This is a genomic window from Micromonospora sp. NPDC048905 (assembly GCF_040649655.1).
Lineage (GTDB): Bacteria > Actinomycetota > Actinomycetes > Mycobacteriales > Micromonosporaceae > Micromonospora.
The window spans coordinates 250,283-267,309 of record NZ_JBEZFV010000003.1 but is presented as its reverse complement, the minus strand read 5'-3'; the positions used below and the strand labels follow the sequence as shown (position 1 = coordinate 267,309).

The following is a 17,027-nucleotide window of genomic DNA, read 5'->3' as shown; positions in this document are numbered from 1 at the left end:
GGGTCAGAGCGTGAGCTGCCAGTCGGTCCAGGAGTCCACCGGGCGGAAGCCGAGCTGCTCGTTGATCGCCACCATGTAGCCGTTGCTGGCCGCGTTCCAGGTGTCGATCACGCGGACCGCCGGCTCGTGGGTGAGCAGGTGGTGCAGGTTCTCGGCCTTGGCGATGAGGCCGAGCCGGTGCCCACGGTGGGCCGGGTCGACGATGGTGATCTGCTGGTACGCGTGCCAGTCGGCGGAGGCGCCCACGTCCAGCAGGGTCCAGGCGACCAGCCGGCCGGTCGCCTCGTGGCGCATTCCGAGGTGGTAGCGCCGCCGGCCCCGGGCGTCGAACGCCCGCTCGTTGCCGCGGATGCGCTCGGCGTCCACCTGCTCCGGCTCCCACTGCACGTCACCCATGGGCGCGTCCATCATCAGCCGGCCGTCGAGGTAGGCGATGTCCGCGACGTACTCCTGCGGGGTCGCTCCCTGCCAGCAGACCGATCGGTAGCCCTCGGCCCGCGGTTGGGCCTCGGCCAGCGCCGCCCGGAGCGCGATCCGGTCGATCTCGTCGACAACGAGCCGGCGGCGTACCTCGGCGAGGGCGGGCTGGGCGCCGGTGGCGGCGGCGAACGCGTCGCCCGCCCCGCTTCGGGCCGGCCCGCCGGGCAGCGCGGAGACGGCCATCGCGACCATCCGCTTGCGGCCGCGCTCGCGGAGCAGGCGCACCCCGTACTCGTGCAGCGCCCGCCCGACGCCTTGCCGCCGCAGATCGGGATGCACGGTCAGCTCCGCGCCGGCGTTGTCGGTGTTGTCGAGGTAGGGCAGGTCCAGTTGGAGGTGACCGGCCGGCACCCCGTCGAGCCGGGCCAGCGCCCAGAGCGACTCGACACCGGGCATCGGCGTGTGGAAGATCGCGTCGAAGCGTCGCCGGCAGAAGGGTGGAAGGTCCGGCAGATCGGCGTCTTTGGCCGCCGCGCCGATCAGGTACGCCTCGTCGACCGCGGCTCGGTCGGTGCCGTCGAACGACGCGATCGTGATGCTCATGGCGCTGAGCGTGCGCCCGGAAAAGCGATCGGGCCAGCGAATTACTCGCTGGCCCGATCGAACGTGGTCGGGAGGGACACTCGCACAACGCCTCCGGCGTTGGGTCGCAAGAACTTCAAAAGTCTTCGGCGAAATGCCCTCCCGCACGGAGCATCTTGCGCCGTCCGGTTCCTGCCGTCAAGTCCGCAGCGGCGGGTTTTCCACACTCACAGCGAAATCTCAGTCACAGAGTGATCCACTCGGATTTCCTGGGAACGGGGTGTCCGGGCCGGACGGACACCGCGCCTTCCAGGAACCCGAGTGGATCAACCCCAACCGACCGACGGCCGCCGGCGAACGGCCACGGGCCGGCCGGCGAGCGGGTGGCGGGGTGGGTCAGCCGAGGAGGCCGGCGTCGCGGGCGGCGCGCAGCGAGGGCTTGATGTGGTGGGTCGGTCCGACCTGGCCGGCCACCGCGTCGACGGTCTTCAGACCTTCGCCGGTGTTGAACACCACGGTCTCCGCGGTCGGGTCGAGCCGACCGGATTCGACGAGCTTGCGGAGCACCGCCACGGTCACCCCGCCCGCGGTCTCGGCGAAGACGCCCGTGGTGCGGGCCAGATCGCGGATGCCGGCGCGGATCTCGTCGTCGTCGGCGTACTCCATCCAGCCGCCGGTGCGGCGGACCGCCTCCAGCGCGTAGACGCCGGCGGCCGGGTCGCCGATGTTGAGCGACTTGGCGATGCCGGTGGGCTTGACCGGGATGATCGTGTCGGTGTCCGCGTGCAGCGCGGTGGCGATCGGGTTGCAACCCGCGGACTGGGCGCCGAAGACCTTCCAGCCGCCGGCCGGCGCCTCGACCAGGCCGATCTCCACCAGCTCGGAGAACGCTTTGTCGATCTTGGTGAGCAGCTCGCCGCTGGCCATCGGGATGACCACCTGCGCCGGGATGCGCCAGCCGAGCTGCTCGGCCACCTCGTAGCTGAGGGTCTTGGAGCCCTCCGCGTAGTACGGCCGGACGTTCACGTTGACGAACGCGGTGTCCTCGAACTCGTCGGTCTCCACCAACTCGCCGCAGAGCCGGTTGACGTCGTCGTACGAGCCGTCGATCGCGACCAACTCGCCGCCGTAGACGGCGGTGGTGATGACCTTGCCCTGCTCCAGGTCACTGGGGATGAAGACCACCGAGGGCACCCCGGCACGGGCGGCGTGCGCGGCCACCGAGTTGGCCAGGTTGCCGGTCGACGCGCAGGCGAACCGGGTGAAGCCGAGCGCCTTCGCGGCGGTGAGGGCCACCGAGACGACCCGGTCCTTGAAGGAGTGGGTCGGGTTGGCGCTGTCGTCCTTGACCCACAGCGGCGCGGTGATGCCCAGCTCGGCGGCGAGGTGCGGGGCCGCCACCAGTGGGGTCAGTCCCGGGTCGAGGGTGACCCGGCTGGCTGGGTCCTGCCCGGCGGGGAGCAGTGCGGCGTAGCGCCAGATGTTCTCCGGGCCGGCCTCGATCTGCTCACGGGTGACGGTGGCCAGGGCGGCGATGTCGTAGTCGACTTCGAGGGGGCCGAAACACTCGTAGCAGGCGTGCTGGGCGACGAGCGGGTAACGGGCCGAGCAGGCCCGACAGACCAGGGCGCGGGCGGGGCTGGCGGAGGTGTCGATGCCGGAGGCGGCGAGCGTCGACGTCATGTCGAGAGTCCTCTCATCTTTCCCCACATCGCACGGTGCGGCGGGGACGGAATTGGCACCTGCCCCGCGGGTCGCTCAGCGGTGAGCGCGCAGGGTGGTTGCCGGGGCGTCGTCGGGCCGTATCCCTCAGCCCCTCTGGATGAGGTATGCAGTTGTGCCGTCGAGTCTAGGCAACTATCTGCGTCGCCTCCACCGCGGATCCCACGCTGTGAGCCGAACAACTCAGCGAGTCACCGGCGGCGGCGCCTCCCGTCCCCAACTGCGGGGCCCGGGGGCGCCGGCAGGTGGGTCAGCGGGCGCTCACCGCGACCGGGTCGACCACGGCGATCTGGTCCGTGGTCGCGGTCGACTGCGGCGGGGACGAGGGCCGGATCCGAGGCCGGGTGGCGAGGTTCGCGGCGACCAGCGCACCGATCGTGATGGCGGCTCCGACCAGCTCGATGGGCTCCGGGCGGTAGCCGCGGGCGATCTGCACCGCGAAGGTGGTGACCGGGACCAGGTTCATGAACAGCGCCGCGTTGGCGGCACCGAGCCGCTGCACACCGGTGTTCCAGGCCAGGACCGCGATGACCGCGCCGACGACCACCGCGTACGCCAACTGTGGGGTGACCGCCGCGAGGTCGGCGGCGGCCGGCGCGTGCTGCCAGCCGACGGCGTCCGCGCCGATGCTCGTGACCAGCATGGCCGCCGTGCCGGCGAGCGCCGTCAGGGTGGTGAAGCGCAGCGGGGACCAGTCGCCGAACCGGCTGGCACCGTGTGTGTAGATGCCCCAGCCGAGGACCGCGCCGATCATCATCAGCCCACCGAGACCGAACTGGCCGAGCCCGGCCAGGCTCCCGCGGGTGATCACCAGGCCGACTCCGAGGAGCGCCACCAGGGAGAGGGCCAGCAAGAGCGGCTTCGGCCGTACGCCGTCGCGCGCCCAGCGGACCAACTGGGTGATCAGCGGGGTGGTGGCCACGAACAGGGCGATCTGCTGCGGGGCGGCGTGTTCGAGCGCCAGGTTGGTGAGCACGTTGAAGCCGGCGAAGCCGACCACGCCGAGCAGCACGATCTCGCCCGTCCGGCCGCCGTGCCGCAGCGCGCCGGAACCTTCGCGGAGCAGCAGGATCGCGACCAGGATGGCGCTGGCGAGCAGGTAGCGGGCGGTGGTGAGGTTGAGCGGGTCGACCCGGGTCAGCGCACTGGCCAGGACCGGGAACATCACGCCCCAACCGAGCACGGCGAGCAGCGGGTAGGCGGCGGCACGGGGTCGCATCGTCAGCTCCAATGTTCGAGTATCGTCGAACCAACGACACCGACCCTAGGGCGTTGTTCGAGAGTTGTCGAACAAGGGTTACACTGGTCACATGGAGCCGCACGAACCCGACCTGACCGACGTACCGGTCACCACCGTGCTGGCCGCACTCGCCGACGACGTGCGGCTACAGATCGTGCGGGCGCTTGTCGAGAATGGCGAGGCGGCCTGCGGCAGCTTCGACTTCGGCGTTTCCAAGGCGACCCGCAGCCACCACCTCAAGGTGCTGCGCGAGGCCGGCCTGACCCGGACCCGGGCCGCCGGCACCAGCCGCCTGGTCCGGCTCCGCCGCGACGAGCTGGACCGCCTCTACCCCGGCCTCCTGGACGCGGTGCTCGGCGCACACACCTCGGCGTAGATGGGCCTGACGGACAAGCGGTGCGTGCGCTGAGTACAGCATCACCAACGGTCAGTGTCGGTACGGGTGAGACACGCTCGGATGGAGGAAACTGCTGTGCATGGGGAGCCAGTGGCCATCGTTGAAGGCGAGAGCCTTGTTGAGGTTGCTCATGGGCGAACTCGGCTACCGGGTCGAGCGGCAGTCCGGCTCTCATCGCCGCCTCGTTGCCAACGGTCGCCCGTCGATCACCTTTGCCTTTCACGACAAATCCACCGTCTCACCACGCGCGGTCGGCGTCATACTGGTACAACAGGTCGGGCTCACCCCCGAGGAAGCCAGGGAGGTGCTGAAGAGTGCGTGAAAACGTCATCGATCTGATCGTGATCAGCCCGAACACGGATGACGAGGACTGGGCCTTCCACAGCCCCCAGATACCGGGGCTGATGGGCGGGCGCAGCAGCCTGCTTCAACTGCGCGCAGACCTGCCGGAAATCCTCCGCTTCGCCGATGTCCCACTGCCAGTACAGATTCGTGTCCACGTGGAGGACATGTACGACTCGGCTGGCACGAGTTACATCATCCGCCAGAGTCAGGATGGGCACCGGACTGAGCGTTCCGCCACCGCACAGCGCCTACGTGCCGCTCTCACTGTGGCGGAGCAGCGGGAGCAGTTGCTCTCGTCGCCACGCACCAGGACGGGCGAGGTGCTTTTCATCGCCGCGGTGCCCTCGGACGCACTGCACGACATCTCCGCTCAGCTTCATCCGTCCGGCGACGCGGCGGTGGTGGTCTGCAACGTAGCTGACGAGCTGCTCTGGTCGTTCCATCTCACGAACGCCGAGGATCTCGATGCTGCCGCCAGACCACTGGGGGACCTCGGACTCTCGGGCGAAACGACGATCGCGGAGGTCATGCGCCGACGCCCCGTGGGCTCCCCGGCACCGGCCTTGCTGGCCAGCTGAACGGCCAATGGTGGCAGTGCGCATCAAGTCCGCGAGATCGCCAGTTCCACCCCTGCAACCCGGACCGGGCGCGTCGCCGGAGCCGCCTCGTCGAGGCTCCGGCGACGCGCGGTACGGGTGCGGTCAGATGACCATCGAGCTGGGCTCGGTCGCCGGCACCGCAGGCGCGGGCCGAACGTCGCGACCACGGGCGAGCAGCGTGTCGAGCGCCCAGGAACCCGGGCCGAGGGCCGCGACCAGCAGGAACGACCAGCAGAAGAGCGCCGACAGCTCACCACCGTTGTGCAGCGGCAGCAGATCGTCCGGCTGGTGCACCACGAAGTAGGCGTACGCCATCGAGCCGGACGCGAGAAGTGCGGCGGGCCGGGTGAAGAGCCCGGCCAGCACCAGTACGCCGCAGACCAGTTGGATCAGTGCGGCCCACCAGCCCGGCCAGGTGCCGATGGGTATCGCCGTACCGGTCATCGGGTTGCCGCCGAACAACCCGAAGACCGAGGTCAGGCCGTGCAACGTGAACAGCAGGCCGATCACGATGCGGAACAGGGACAGGGTCGGCCCGCCGAGCCGAGAAGCGTTCATCGGTACCTCCATCGAAGGGTTGAGATCTCTTCAATGTGAGGCATGAAAGTATCGAAGGTTATAAATTCCTTGCTAGTGGGAAAGTCCCCGGTCGGAATGTACCGGTGTCCACGGCCTGGCGTCGAGCGCCCGTACCGGCGCAGCCGCGTCACCATGACCCCTGACCTGCGGATAGAACGAATTAAAGGACGATCCAACGGCCATGGGCGCGCTCCCATACTGTGGATACAACCTGCCCCACAGGCCGCGGGCACCAAGCGGACTTCCAGCGCCGATCATGAGGTTGTTGTCAGGACTCGCCGAGAAGGACGGCAATAACCTCATGATCGGCGGGCAGGTGGGGCAGCTCGACAGGGCAACCGACTGTCGGGGCCGCGCGGCGGCGGCTCGCCCACGTGGGCGAGGATCAACGAATGGTCTCCCGCGACACGGCAGCACGGCTGCGCATCAGCGCGGCGGTCGCGGCGGCTCTCGCGCTCGGCGGCTGCACCTCCGACGACCATCGGGGCCAGGGTGGGGATCCGCCGGGCCCCCCGCCGGCCGCGCCGAGCCCGTCCGCGAGCACCGACCCGCTGGCCGACTGCCCGGCCACCGGGGTCCGGATCCGCTCGACCGGTGGCGACGCCGCGATGGGCCTACGCGCCCTCGGCCTGGAGTTGGTCAACTGCGGCGACCGCCCGTACCAGCTCAACGGATACCCGGTGCTGCACGTGTTCGACGAGCAGCGCGAGCCGGTCCTGCTGCGCGTGGTCAACGGTGGCAAGGAGATCACCTCGGGCTTCGACCAACCGCCCCGCGAGGTCACCCTCGCCCCGAACGAACGGGCCACGGCAGTGCTGCTCTGGCGCAACCTCGTCACCGACTCGACGGTGGTGGCCACCAACGGCGAGTACCTGACGGTGGCACCCGCGGCCGGGCAGCCGGCCGAGGAGGTCGACCCGGACGGACCGATCGACCTGGGCAACACCGGCCGGATCGGCGTCAGCGCCTGGAAGAAGGCCGAACCGTCCGCGCCGGTGCCGACCCGGCCGGCCCGGCCGCCGGCGCCCAGCGCGGTGCCGTCGTCGGTGAGCCCGCCCGACGGCCGGCTGTGAGCCCCGCCGCTACGACGTGATGTCCTTGCGGGTGAAGCGCCAGAACGCCAGCCCCCAGAACAGCGTCGCGTAACTGATCGCCGAGATGCAGCCGCGCACCACGTCGTCGGTCTGCACCGGGGTCGAGAGCAACCCCAGCCAGGCGGTGCTGAAGTGGGTGGGCAGGAAGTCGCGCAACGCGCCCAGGGCGGTGATCTGGTCCAGGATGCTGGACAGGATCCAGAGCAGTACCGCACCGCCGACCGCGCCGAGCGCGGCGTCCGTGGTCACCGACAGCAGGAACGCCAATCCGGCCACCACCAGCAGTACGACCGCCAGGTAGCCGAGCACGGCCAGCAACCGGAGCAGCCCCTCGGTGGGTTCCAGTTCGGCGGCGACCGTGCTGCGCAGCGGCGACCAGCCGTAGCGCAGGGTGCCGGCCAACAACGCGGTGCCGGCCAACAGCACAAGAGCCAGTCCCGAGTACGCGAGTGCGACCACCAGCTTCACCGTCAACAACCTGGCCCGGGGCACCGGGATTGCCAGCAGGTACCGCAGGCTGCCCCAGCTCGCCTCACTGGCCACCGTGTCGCCACAGAACAGCGCCACGACGACCACGAGCAGGAACGACGCCGAGACGAAGATCGAGAAGAGGGTGAAGTTGAGCCCACCGGAGGTGGCCAGGTCCACCAGACTGGCGAACTCGTTGTTGCCGTTGTCGTCGTCGCCACCGGAGTTGAACTGGAACGCGATCAGAATGATCAGCGGCAGCAGCACCATGAACCCGAGCGCCAGCTGGGTACGCCTCCGGGACGCCTGCCGGCGGAACTCCGCCCCGAACGGCATGGTGGCCGACGGCCGGTAGCCCTGGGCCGCACCCGCGCCAGTAACAGCCATCACCGGTCACCGCTTCCCCGAGAGTTGTCGCCCACCAGGGCGAGGAACGCGTCCTCCAGGCGGCGTCGCGGCACCACCCGGTCCACCCCGATGCCGGCGCGCACCAGCTCGGCCACCACCTCGCTGCGAGCCGTGCCGTTGGTGTCGACCACCAACTGGCCGTCGCTCTCCGGCAGCACCCGCACCCCGTGCAGCCGGTCCAGCACCGCCCGCGCCGCCACCGGGTCGCTGACGTCGAACAGCACACTCGGCGACTCGCCCACGATCTCCTCCACCGGCCCGGACGCCACGATCCGACCCTTGTTCACCACCACCGCGTGGGTGCACGTCTGCTCCACCTCGGCCAACAGGTGGCTGGAGACCAGCACCGCCCGCCCGTCCGTGGCATAGCGCTGGAGCACCCGGCGCATCTCGGCGATCTGCGGCGGGTCGAGCCCGTCCGTCGGCTCGTCCAACACCAGCAGCTCGGGCAGCCCGAGCATGGCCTGGGCGATGGCCAGCCGCTGACGCATACCGTGGCTGTAGTTCTTGATCTTCCGCTGTACGGAGTCACCCAGCCCGGCGATCTCCAGGGCCGCGTCGAACTGGGCGTCCTCCCACGGCCGGCCGGTGGCCCGCCAGTACGCCTTCAGGTTCTCCAACCCGGACAGGTGCGGCAGGAAACCGGGTCCCTCGACCAGCGCGCCGATCCGGGACAGCACCGGCGAGCCGGGCACCAGCCGGCGACCGAAGACGTAGATCTCCCCGGCGGTCGGCTGGGTCAGCCCCATCAGCACCCGCAGGGTGGTGGTCTTACCGGCGCCGTTGGGTCCGAGCAGACCCACCACCTGACCGGGGTGCACCTCGAAGTCGACGTTCGACACCGCCACGAAGCCGTCCGCGTACTCCTTGCGCAGCGCGCGCACGGCCAACGGCGTGTCCGCGTACTCCGGATGCACCGACCGGTCCTGGCGGCGATGCCGGCGGCGCAGCACGGCGACGACCACGACGAGGCCGATCGCGATGGCGGCGAGCAGACCGGCGAGCACCCAGCGCCACAGCGTCGCGGCGGTGGGGATCGGCTCGCCGTCGACCGTGGGCAGGCTGACCGCGCCGTCCGCCGACACCGTGTAGACGGTCGGCTCGGCGGGCGTGGTGTACGCCTGGTCCGAGGTGGCCACCACCAGCCTCAGCCGGTGCCCGGCCTCCACCCGGCGGACGATCCCGGGCAGCGTCACGGTGACCGGGGTGGCGTCCTGCACACGCTGCGGCAGGCCGGTGAGTCGGATCGGGGCGACCAGCCCGTTCGGCAGGGTCGCCGCGCCGTCGGGGTCGACGTCGTAGAGCTTGACGAAGAGCACCGCCGTGCCGGTCGGCGACGCGGCCCGCAGGGTGACGGTGGGCGCACCGGCCACGTCCACCGCCTCGGTCAACGGCGTCGACTCGAACCGGGCGTGCTGGCCGGGAACGTCACCGGCCACGCCGTCCAGCAGGGAGGTGAGCCCACCGGCGAACGGGATCGAGGAGATGGCGGCGGGGTTGCCGTTCGGCGGGTTCGCGATCGGCTGGGCCGGACCGGCGACCGTGACCTCCCGGCGGGCGTTGCCGGTCAGACCCGGGTAGTCGGCGCGGCGGAATCCGGTCGCGACCAGACCCCGGTCGAGCGCGTCGAAACCGGCGATCCGCGACCAGGTGAAGTCGTCACCGGGAGCGTCGCCCTCGCCCTTGACGTAGTGGTCGAGCCACTGGACGGTCAGGAACTTCACCCGGTCCTCGTCCGACCGGGGTCCACTGCCACCGTCGTGCCCACCGGTGAACCAGGCGACCCGTACCGGGGTGCCCGCGGCGGCGATGCCCTTCGCGTTCGCGTCCGCCTCGCCGAGCGGGAAGAGCGTGTCCGCCTCGCCCTGCACCAGCAGGGTGGGCGCCTTGATCCGGTCCAGTACGCCCGCCGGGCTGGAGCGGCGCAGCAGGTCCACGGCCGCCTGATCGGCCCGCCCGGTGGTGGCGATCCGCAGGTACGCGGCGCACACGTCGGCCGCGAACCGGCCGCAGGACGGGTCGGCCGCACCGGCCGGGGCACCACCGGGACCGCTGCCCGGACCGGCGCCCGGCCCCGGGCTGGGCGGGCCGGCCGACGCCGGTGCGCCCTGCGGCTGGGCGGCGGTCCCGCCGGACAGCCCCGCCGGGCCGGAACCCACGTTGCCGCCGCCGCCGAAGAAGAGACCGGCCCAGCCCTTCTTGAACACGCCCTCGGTCGGCGCCCCGCCGGTGCTCTCCGGCAGGAAGGCACGGGACAGGTCGTTCCAGGTGATCATGGGGACGATCGCGTCGACCCGACGGTCCTGGGCGGCCAGCAACAGCGCCAACCCACCGCCGTACGAGCCGCCGACCACACCGACCTTCGGGTCGCCGGCGGCGTCGGTGCGGACCTCCGGTCGGGCGGCCAGCCAGTCCAGCAGCCGAGACGCGTCGCGCACCTCGTAGTCCGGGTTGTCCAGGTGGATCTCACCGCCGCTGCGGCCGAAACCCCGCGCGGTCCAGGTGAGCACCGCGTAGCCGCGCCCGGCGAACTCCTCCGCGTCGGAGCGCACCGACTCCTTCGTGCCGCCGAATCCGTGTGCCAACAGCACCGCCGGGACCTTCCGCGCGGACGAGGCGTCGCCGGGCAGGTAGAAGGTCGTGTCCAGCTCCACCGGCTGGTCGTCGGACGGTCCGGAGCGGACGGTGAGCATCTCGCTCGTGCTGCGAACGCCCGACCCCTGTGGCCACACCGCCCAGGTCACGGCGGCGGCCAGCAGCGCGACGACCGCCGCCGCGGCGATCGCGCGGCGGCGGGTGGGCAGGGCACGCCGGAACCACGCGGCCGGCGACGGCGATGTCATGCGGCACACGGTACGGCCCGCAGCCTGAGCGTTGGCTGAGATCCGCCGTACGTCCGTCCGGTTGCCCCGATCGGTGCACGGACGGCAGCGAGCGCGCCATGTCCGACGCGGCACAGTGAGTTGAGTTCGGATCCCGTGAATTCCGATCTTTCACGGATATCGGCCTGCATCCCTCCATGTCACACCCACTGACGAAACAGAGCGTGTCGGGAACGGGGGCGAATGGTGACATTGCTCGAAGTGACGCGAACCTGACTCGTCCACCGAGGCCTGACCAGCGAGGGGGTCGGTTAGTTTTCCGGTCCGGTGCACGGGACTTGTCGGGGTCACCCGACACCGCGCCGATCCGCGCCCCATGCCGGAGGAGACACAACCATGACAGTCCCCGCGCCGCGGGCCCGTCGACGTCCGTCCACCCTGGGCCGACTGCTGCCGTTGCTGCTTGTCGGGGCACTCCTGGCACCGGTGGGTCTGCTCGTCACGTCCGCCTGGCAGCAGACCACCGACGACCGGGACCTCGCCGCCCGGGAGCGACTCGGCGTGCAGTACCTCACCGCGCTGGGGTCGGTCACCGACGCCCTCGTGGAGGCCCAGTCCGCCGCGGTCAGCAATCGACCCGTGTCCGGCGACGCGCTGAACCGGGCGGTCGAGGAGGCCGCCGCGGTGGACGCCCGCATCGGCGCCGAGCTGCTCAGCCAGGAACGCTGGGCCGGGGTACGCGCCAAGGTGGAAGCACTGCGCGGCCGCAGCCCCGTCGACCCGGAGGCCGCCTACACGGCGTACAGCGAGGTCTCGGACCTGCTGCTGGCACTGCACCGCAAGGTCCGGGAGAGTTCCGGGCTGGTCCGTGACCCCGTCGCTGACTCCTTCTTCCTCCAGGGCAGCGCCGGCCAGGAACTGCCCGAGGCGGTGGTGGCCGCCGGCCGGCTCGCCGACCTGGGCATGCTGGTCTCCCGCCGGCCGGCCGCCGAGCAACCACGCGGCATGATGGAGCTGGCCGGCCTGCGGGTGGCCGCCCTGGCACCCGCCGGTGACCTCGTCGACAACCTGCGCTCCGCCGTGGACGGCTCGGAGAGCACCGATCTCGGTGCCAACGTCCTCACCCCACTGGACACCTACCAACGCTCGGTGGAGGCGCTGGCCGCGTACTCCACTCCGGCCAACGGCACGAGCGTGGTGGACCCCGGTCATCTGAGCGCCGCCGGACTCAACACGCACCGGGCGGCCCGCCAACTTCAGCCGGTCATCCTCGCCGAACTGGACGCCCTGCTGGTCGAACGCATCGACGGTTTCAACCGGAGCCGATGGCTGATCGGCGCAGCGGGCGTACTCGCGGTGCTGTTGCTGAGCTGGCTCGCCGCGCTGCAGGTCGCCGCCGGTGGCCGGGCGCGGCGTCGGGCGACCCTGGCGGTGACCCACGCGGAGAGTGCCGACACCCCTGCGCCGGCAGACTCGTGGCAACCGGTGCCCAACGACCCGCGCGGGCTGCAACCGGCCGACGTGGCGCGCGACGCGGAGCCCGCGCGGTGGGGGGCCTTCGATGCTGCTCGGTAGGCTCCGGATCCGCGGCAAGCTCGCACTGCTCGTGGTGATCCCGCTGCTCAGCATGGTCGGCCTGGCCGTGCCCGTGATGCTCGACCGGGTGGGCGCGGCCCAGCGGGCCAGCGACACCGCCGAGCGGGTACGGCTCGCCAGCCGGGTCGGCAGCCTCGTCCAGGACCTCCAGCAGGAACGCATCCTCTCGGTCGGTTTCCTGCTCGGCCGGGTCGAGCGCGGCGAGGTGGTCCGCAAGTCCGCCGACGTGGACGACCGGGTGGCCGACCTGCGGGCCGGGCGCAGCGGCGCGCTCACCGACCGGGTCGACCACGCCCTGGACGGGGTGTCCAGTCTCATCGAGCTGCGCACGTCCGTGCTGGCCCGGGTCGCGAACCCGGGCCAGGTGATGGATGCGTTCGGCCCGGTCAACAATGGGTTGATCGACTCGTTGCGTCTGGTGTTCGGGGTGGACACCGACACGTTGCCGGGCCGTCAGGTGCTCGCCCTCGACGGGCTGCTCCGCGCCGACGAGGGGCTGGGCGCCTGCGCCACCCTGAGCCTGCTGGTCAAGGCGGTCGGCACCTCGGACACCATCAACGGGTACGTGGCGTGCATCGCCGCGCTCCTGGTCGACAACCAGCGCTTCCGCAGCCTGATCACACCCGAGCAGCTCAAGGTGGCCCAGCTCAACGACGCGGCCGTGGCCGCGCGAACCAGCTCGGACTTCCTGGCCACCAGCGCCCGCGACCCGGCCAGCGCCGTCCGCGACGTGCCGATGGAGGCGCTCTTCCCGGCCGTCCGCACCATGATCCGGCTCGGTCAGTTCGTGGAGAAGAAGCTGGTCGCCGACGTACTCACCGAGGTGACCGCCGAGCAGCGGCGCGCGCTGACGGCCGCGTACCTGGTCGGGGCCACCGCGGCCCTGATCCTGGCGTTGGTGGTGCTGCTCAGCGCGGCGGTCGCGCGGACGGTGGCCCGACCGCTGACCCGACTCACCCGCTCGGCGGACCGGGTCGCCCGGGTCGCCGAGGCGGAGCTGGTCCGGGTCACCGACGACGAGGGGGAGAGCCCCCAGCCGATCCGGCTGGAACCGGTGGACATCCGGGCCAACGACGAGATCGGCGACCTGGCGCGGGCCTTCGACCGGGTGCAGAGCACCGCCGCGCGGCTGGTCGAGCGGCAGGTCGCCGGCCGGCGCAACGTGGCGCAGATGTTCGGCCACGTCGGGCGGCGTACCCAGAACCTGGTGGGCCGGCAGATCGCGCTGATCGACCGGTTGGAGAAGCAGGAGGCCGACCCGGGCCGGTTGGAGCACCTGTACCGGCTCGACCACATCTCCAGCCGGTTGCGACGCAACGCCGGCAGCCTGGTGGTGCTCTCCGGTTCGGCCGGCGCCGACGCCCACACCGCGCCGGTGCCGCTGGCCGACGTGGTCCGGCTGGCGCTCGGCGAGATCGAGGACTACACCCGGGTGGAGGTGCGGGTGCCGGCGGGCATCTCAGCCGCCCCGGCGGTGGTCGGCGACCTCATCCTGGCGCTGGCGGAGTTGATGGAGAACGCCACCGCCTTCTCCCCGCCGCACACCCGGGTGCTGGTGACCGCCGAGACGTCCGGCATCGGCGCGCGGGTCACCGTCGTGGACCACGGCATCGGCATGGGTGAGCAACGGCTGGCCGAGGAGAACGCCCGGCTCACCCGCCGGGAACGACTCGACCTGGCACCGACCGAGGTGCTCGGCCTCTTCGTGGTGGGCCGGTTGGCCCGGCGCCACGGCTGGGAGGTGGGACTGGCCGCCACCACCGGCGGTGGAGTGACGGCATACCTGGAGATCCCGTCGACGTCACTTGTGCTGCGCCGTGCCGACCCGGCCGGGAGCACCGTCGCCCGGGCCTCGGTGCCGGAGCGGGACCGGCGTACGGCGGCCGCGTCCGAGCGCGCCACACGGTCCATCACGACGACCGTCACCGAGCCAACCCGCTTCGACTCGGACCTGCTCAGCCGGGCCACCCGCAGCCTGGAGGCCAGCCCGTCCTGGAACGCGTTCGGCCCCGGGCAGCCGCCGCAGCAGGCCGCACCCGCCGCCCCGGAGCCGGAACCGTCGGGCGCACCGAGCACTCCCCGGGTTCGGCAGCGGGTGCCCGGGGCCAGCCTGCACGCCGCCGCCCCACCAACCCGGCCGGTGGACGCCACCAGTGCGGACCCCGCCGCCGCGCGGGCCCTGGTCGAGGCGTTCCAGGCCGGTGTACGCCGGGCCGAACTGAACACCGTCGACCTGCCGAGCACACCGGGCGGCGTCGGCCCTACGGTGGCCGGTGGCGCCGATCCGTCCGACACCACACCGGGTCGGCCCCGACTGAGCCGACGGGTGCCGGGGGCGAACCTCACGGTCGTCCCGGCCTGTCAGCCACCCAGTACGCACCTCGGTGACCCGGCCGAGGTCCGCAAGCAGATCAGCGAGTTCGAGGAGGGCGTCGCCCGCGCGCTCCGCGAAGTCGGCCCTGACCGCCGGAACGAAGAAGGATCATCACGGTGACCAGTCCCTTCCTGCACGACAACGTCGACCAGAGCCAGTCCGGCGCGAGCGGGGACCTCAGCCCGGAGGCCCGCACGTTCAACTGGTTGCTGGACTCCTTCACCTCCGGCACGGCCGGGGTCCTGGAGGCGATCGCGGTCTCCTCGGACGGCCTCCTGATGGCCATGTCGGCGATCAAGGACCGGTCCAACGCGGAGCGGTTGGCCGCGGTGGTCTCCGGGATGACGAGTCTCGCCGGTGGGGCGGCCAGTTGGTACGCCCTCGGTGGCCTGAACCGGGTGATCGTCGACATGGCCGACGGCTACCTGCTGATCAGCGCGATCAGCAGCGGTTCCGTGCTCGGGGTGGTCGCCGACCGGTCAGCCAACCTGGGCACCGTCGCGTACGAGATGACGCTCTTCGCCGGGCGGGCCGGTGGTGCCCTGACCCCGCGGCTGATCGTCGAGTTGAAGAACGCCGTTCAGCAGTGACCCCCGACGTCGCCGGCGAGGATCCGGACCCGGAACCGAGGACCCGGATCCGCCCGTATCTGCACACGCCTCGCCCGACCGACGCGGGCGAGGTGATGGCGCCGGCGTTGCCCGAGCCGGAGCCGGACGATGGTCGACCAGCCGGTCCCCGTCCGTTCGTGCTCACCTCCGGACGGGTGGCGGGTGCCGACCCGGCGATCGGGCTGGAGACGCAGGTGACCGCCCGGATGGACGGCGGCTGGCCGACCGGCGCTCCCGATGCCCTGCTGGCACCGGAATCCCAGGCGATCATCGCGCTCTGCGCCGCACCGATCTCGGTTGCCGAGATCTCGGCCCGCGCCCGGTTGCACCTGGGCGTGACGCGGGTCCTGGTCGGCGACCTACGGGCGGCCGGGCACCTGGACGTGCACGTCAGCGACACCAACGACGCCGCCGACCCCGACCTCATCCTGCGAGTGATTGATGGACTTCGTGCGATCTCCTGAATGGCCGGTCGCCCCGCTCGGCGGGGCCGCCGGAAACAGCGCCGCCGCCCGTTACGCCGTGCCGGGCGCCGGGCCGGCAGTCGGACGCGCCGGCCCACCGCCGCCGCCGTACCAGCCGCCATCCGGCGCGGGGAGGCCCTCGCCGCCGGTCGGTAAGCCGGCGGCACCGCCGATCCCGGTCAAGATCCTGGTGGCCGGTGGGTTCGGGGTGGGCAAGACCACCACCGTGGGTGCGATCTCCGAGATCGCTCCCCTGACCACCGAGGCCGAGATGACGACCGCCGGGATCGGCGTGGACGATCCGGGTATCCGTTCCACCAAGACCACCACGACGGTGGCGATGGACTTCGGCTGCGTGACCATCGACCGGAGTCTGAAGCTCTACCTGTTCGGCACGCCGGGGCAGGCCCGGTTCGGCTTCATGTGGGACGACCTCGCCCGCGGGGCGCTCGGCGCGCTGGTCGTGGTGGACAGCGCCCGGCTGGACGACTGCTTCCCCGCGATCGACTTCTTCGAACGGGCCGGGCTGCCGTTCGTGGTCGGGGTCAACGCCTTCGACGGGCGGCTGGCCCTGGAACTCGGCGAGATCCGCTGGGCACTGGCCATCGGTGACCACGTGCCCCTTGTGCAGTTCGACGCCCGGGACCGGCTCTCGGTGCGGGACGCCCTGCTTGTCGTCCTGGACCGTGCGCTGGAACGTGCCACCCGGGACAGGCAAGCCTGAGCCGAACGGCTCCGGCCGTGCGGGAAGAGGTGATCTGGTGAGGGGCGACCTGGACGAGACGCTGGCCCGACTGGCCCGGCGCGAGGAGGCGCGGCGCCGGCGGACCAACGACCGTGACGACAGCATCCCGCCGCCGGGCCTTCCGGGGCCGGGCACGGACGACGTCCGCGGCGCCGGGCCGGGACGGCACGACCCCCGGCACGCGGGGGCGGACTCCCCGGGCGAGGTCCCCGGGTGGGGTCCGGTCGAGGAGGTGGCCGAGGCGGTCCGCCAGGTCGTCGGCGGCCATCCCGGGCTGGTGGTGACGGTGCAGGTGCAGCACGAGGGTCGGACGTACCCCATGCGGGTCTCCTGGGACGGGCCGGACGTCACGGTCGGGCCGGTGCCCCCGCCGCCGCCGGTGGAACCCCCGCCGGCCTGGCCGCTGTCCGGCCGGACGGTCCCCGAGTGGGCGCCCGGCCCGGACGGGCTGACCCCGGACCCGGCGGCCCGGTTGGCCGAGCTGATCCGACGGGATCCGTCGTTGTTGGACGAGTTGGATCCGCGGCGCTGACCGGCGGGGCTGGCCCGCGGCGGCTACGG

At 71.8% G+C, this 17,027-nt stretch carries 16 protein-coding genes and 1 riboswitch; of the genes, 10 read left to right on the top strand and 6 right to left on the bottom strand.

Annotated elements, in window-relative coordinates:
* Nucleotides 1-3: 3 nt before the first annotated feature.
* The 3 genes from AB0C01_RS09415 to AB0C01_RS09405 form a co-directional block, all read right to left on the bottom strand.
* On the bottom strand, nucleotides 4-1,023 hold the full coding sequence (locus AB0C01_RS09415) for a GNAT family N-acetyltransferase (protein ID WP_357253718.1): 1,020 nt from the start codon (nucleotides 1,021-1,023) through the stop codon (nucleotides 4-6).
* Between the two features lie 375 nt (nucleotides 1,024-1,398).
* Nucleotides 1,399-2,685: a threonine synthase gene (thrC, locus tag AB0C01_RS09410; protein ID WP_357570825.1), complete on the bottom strand. Its 1,287-nt coding sequence runs from the start codon at nucleotides 2,683-2,685 to the stop codon at nucleotides 1,399-1,401.
* A gap of 10 nt (nucleotides 2,686-2,695) precedes the next feature.
* A riboswitch (SAM riboswitch) is annotated at nucleotides 2,696-2,831 on the bottom strand.
* Nucleotides 2,832-2,974: 143 nt separating this feature from the next.
* The gene (locus tag AB0C01_RS09405) at nucleotides 2,975-3,943 is read right to left on the bottom strand and encodes a DMT family transporter (protein ID WP_357253714.1); all 969 of its coding nucleotides are present in this window, start codon (nucleotides 3,941-3,943) and stop codon (nucleotides 2,975-2,977) included.
* A gap of 91 nt (nucleotides 3,944-4,034) precedes the next feature.
* Here AB0C01_RS09405 and AB0C01_RS09400 point away from each other — a divergent pair, with 91 nt between their 5' ends.
* The 3 genes from AB0C01_RS09400 (at nucleotide 4,035) to AB0C01_RS09390 (ending at nucleotide 5,284) form a co-directional block, all read left to right on the top strand.
* The gene (locus AB0C01_RS09400; protein WP_357252559.1) at nucleotides 4,035-4,340 is read left to right on the top strand and encodes a metalloregulator ArsR/SmtB family transcription factor; all 306 of its coding nucleotides are present in this window, start codon (nucleotides 4,035-4,037) and stop codon (nucleotides 4,338-4,340) included.
* A 151-nt stretch (nucleotides 4,341-4,491) separates the two neighbouring features.
* Nucleotides 4,492-4,683, top strand: coding sequence for a type II toxin-antitoxin system HicA family toxin (locus AB0C01_RS09395; RefSeq protein WP_355027555.1), 192 nt, complete (start codon nucleotides 4,492-4,494; stop codon nucleotides 4,681-4,683).
* The gene (locus tag AB0C01_RS09390; protein ID WP_357570824.1) at nucleotides 4,676-5,284 is read left to right on the top strand and encodes a hypothetical protein; all 609 of its coding nucleotides are present in this window, start codon (nucleotides 4,676-4,678) and stop codon (nucleotides 5,282-5,284) included. Before AB0C01_RS09395 ends, AB0C01_RS09390 begins: the two co-directional genes overlap by 8 nt.
* Nucleotides 5,285-5,407: 123 nt before the next feature.
* Here AB0C01_RS09390 and AB0C01_RS09385 read toward each other — a convergent pair whose 3' ends face one another.
* On the bottom strand, nucleotides 5,408-5,863 hold the full coding sequence (locus AB0C01_RS09385; protein WP_357252568.1) for a DoxX family protein: 456 nt from the start codon (nucleotides 5,861-5,863) through the stop codon (nucleotides 5,408-5,410).
* 413 nt (nucleotides 5,864-6,276) lie between these two features.
* Here AB0C01_RS09385 and AB0C01_RS09380 point away from each other — a divergent pair, with 413 nt between their 5' ends.
* Nucleotides 6,277-6,957 (top strand): DUF4232 domain-containing protein, encoded by a 681-nt coding sequence (locus tag AB0C01_RS09380; protein ID WP_357570823.1) that lies wholly within the window; start codon nucleotides 6,277-6,279, stop codon nucleotides 6,955-6,957.
* A 9-nt stretch (nucleotides 6,958-6,966) separates the two neighbouring features.
* Here AB0C01_RS09380 and AB0C01_RS09375 read toward each other — a convergent pair whose 3' ends face one another.
* Together AB0C01_RS09375 and AB0C01_RS09370 are read right to left on the bottom strand one after the other, a co-directional pair.
* Nucleotides 6,967-7,833, bottom strand: coding sequence for an ABC transporter permease subunit (locus AB0C01_RS09375; RefSeq protein WP_357252575.1), 867 nt, complete (start codon nucleotides 7,831-7,833; stop codon nucleotides 6,967-6,969).
* The gene (locus AB0C01_RS09370; protein WP_357570822.1) at nucleotides 7,833-10,697 is read right to left on the bottom strand and encodes an alpha/beta fold hydrolase; all 2,865 of its coding nucleotides are present in this window, start codon (nucleotides 10,695-10,697) and stop codon (nucleotides 7,833-7,835) included. The genes AB0C01_RS09375 and AB0C01_RS09370 overlap by 1 nt, the downstream gene beginning before the upstream one ends.
* A 375-nt stretch (nucleotides 10,698-11,072) precedes the next feature.
* On the opposite strand from AB0C01_RS09370, the gene AB0C01_RS09365 reads away from it, so the two are divergent.
* From AB0C01_RS09365 to AB0C01_RS09340, 6 genes are read left to right on the top strand one after another with little or no spacing between them, the layout of a single operon-like run.
* Complete coding sequence (locus AB0C01_RS09365) at nucleotides 11,073-12,251, top strand: hypothetical protein (RefSeq protein ID WP_357570821.1); 1,179 nt, start codon at nucleotides 11,073-11,075, stop codon at nucleotides 12,249-12,251.
* Complete coding sequence (locus AB0C01_RS09360) at nucleotides 12,238-14,766, top strand: sensor histidine kinase (RefSeq protein WP_357252584.1); 2,529 nt, start codon at nucleotides 12,238-12,240, stop codon at nucleotides 14,764-14,766. The genes AB0C01_RS09365 and AB0C01_RS09360 overlap by 14 nt, the downstream gene beginning before the upstream one ends.
* Nucleotides 14,763-15,236, top strand: a complete 474-nt coding sequence (locus AB0C01_RS09355; protein ID WP_355027544.1) for a roadblock/LC7 domain-containing protein — start codon at nucleotides 14,763-14,765, stop codon at nucleotides 15,234-15,236. The genes AB0C01_RS09360 and AB0C01_RS09355 overlap by 4 nt, the downstream gene beginning before the upstream one ends.
* Nucleotides 15,233-15,721 (top strand): DUF742 domain-containing protein, encoded by a 489-nt coding sequence (locus tag AB0C01_RS09350; protein ID WP_357252588.1) that lies wholly within the window; start codon nucleotides 15,233-15,235, stop codon nucleotides 15,719-15,721. The genes AB0C01_RS09355 and AB0C01_RS09350 overlap by 4 nt, the downstream gene beginning before the upstream one ends.
* Nucleotides 15,699-16,445, top strand: coding sequence for an ATP/GTP-binding protein (locus AB0C01_RS09345; RefSeq protein ID WP_357252591.1), 747 nt, complete (start codon nucleotides 15,699-15,701; stop codon nucleotides 16,443-16,445). Before AB0C01_RS09350 ends, AB0C01_RS09345 begins: the two co-directional genes overlap by 23 nt.
* Nucleotides 16,446-16,482: 37 nt before the next feature.
* Nucleotides 16,483-16,998 carry a hypothetical protein gene (locus AB0C01_RS09340; protein ID WP_357570820.1) on the top strand — a complete coding sequence of 172 codons (516 nt, stop codon included), beginning with the start codon at nucleotides 16,483-16,485 and terminating at the stop codon, nucleotides 16,996-16,998.
* Nucleotides 16,999-17,027 lie beyond the last annotated feature (29 nt).

Excerpts from the sequence above, each read along its gene's own strand:
- AB0C01_RS09415 (WP_357253718.1), bottom strand. The coding sequence starts at position 1,023 with ATGAGCATCACGATCGCGTCGTTCGACGGCACCGACCGAGCCGCGGTC.
- thrC (WP_357570825.1), bottom strand. The coding sequence starts at position 2,685 with ATGACGTCGACGCTCGCCGCCTCCGGCATCGACACCTCCGCCAGCCCC.
- AB0C01_RS09405 (WP_357253714.1), bottom strand. The coding sequence starts at position 3,943 with ATGCGACCCCGTGCCGCCGCCTACCCGCTGCTCGCCGTGCTCGGTTGG.
- AB0C01_RS09400 (WP_357252559.1), top strand. The coding sequence starts at position 4,035 with ATGGAGCCGCACGAACCCGACCTGACCGACGTACCGGTCACCACCGTG.
- AB0C01_RS09395 (WP_355027555.1), top strand. The coding sequence starts at position 4,492 with ATGGGCGAACTCGGCTACCGGGTCGAGCGGCAGTCCGGCTCTCATCGC.
- AB0C01_RS09385 (WP_357252568.1), bottom strand. The coding sequence starts at position 5,863 with ATGAACGCTTCTCGGCTCGGCGGGCCGACCCTGTCCCTGTTCCGCATC.
- AB0C01_RS09380 (WP_357570823.1), top strand. The coding sequence starts at position 6,277 with ATGGTCTCCCGCGACACGGCAGCACGGCTGCGCATCAGCGCGGCGGTC.
- AB0C01_RS09375 (WP_357252575.1), bottom strand. The coding sequence starts at position 7,833 with ATGGCTGTTACTGGCGCGGGTGCGGCCCAGGGCTACCGGCCGTCGGCC.
- AB0C01_RS09370 (WP_357570822.1), bottom strand. The coding sequence starts at position 10,697 with ATGACATCGCCGTCGCCGGCCGCGTGGTTCCGGCGTGCCCTGCCCACC.
- AB0C01_RS09365 (WP_357570821.1), top strand. The coding sequence starts at position 11,073 with ATGACAGTCCCCGCGCCGCGGGCCCGTCGACGTCCGTCCACCCTGGGC.
- AB0C01_RS09360 (WP_357252584.1), top strand. The coding sequence starts at position 12,238 with ATGCTGCTCGGTAGGCTCCGGATCCGCGGCAAGCTCGCACTGCTCGTG.
- AB0C01_RS09345 (WP_357252591.1), top strand. The coding sequence starts at position 15,699 with ATGGACTTCGTGCGATCTCCTGAATGGCCGGTCGCCCCGCTCGGCGGG.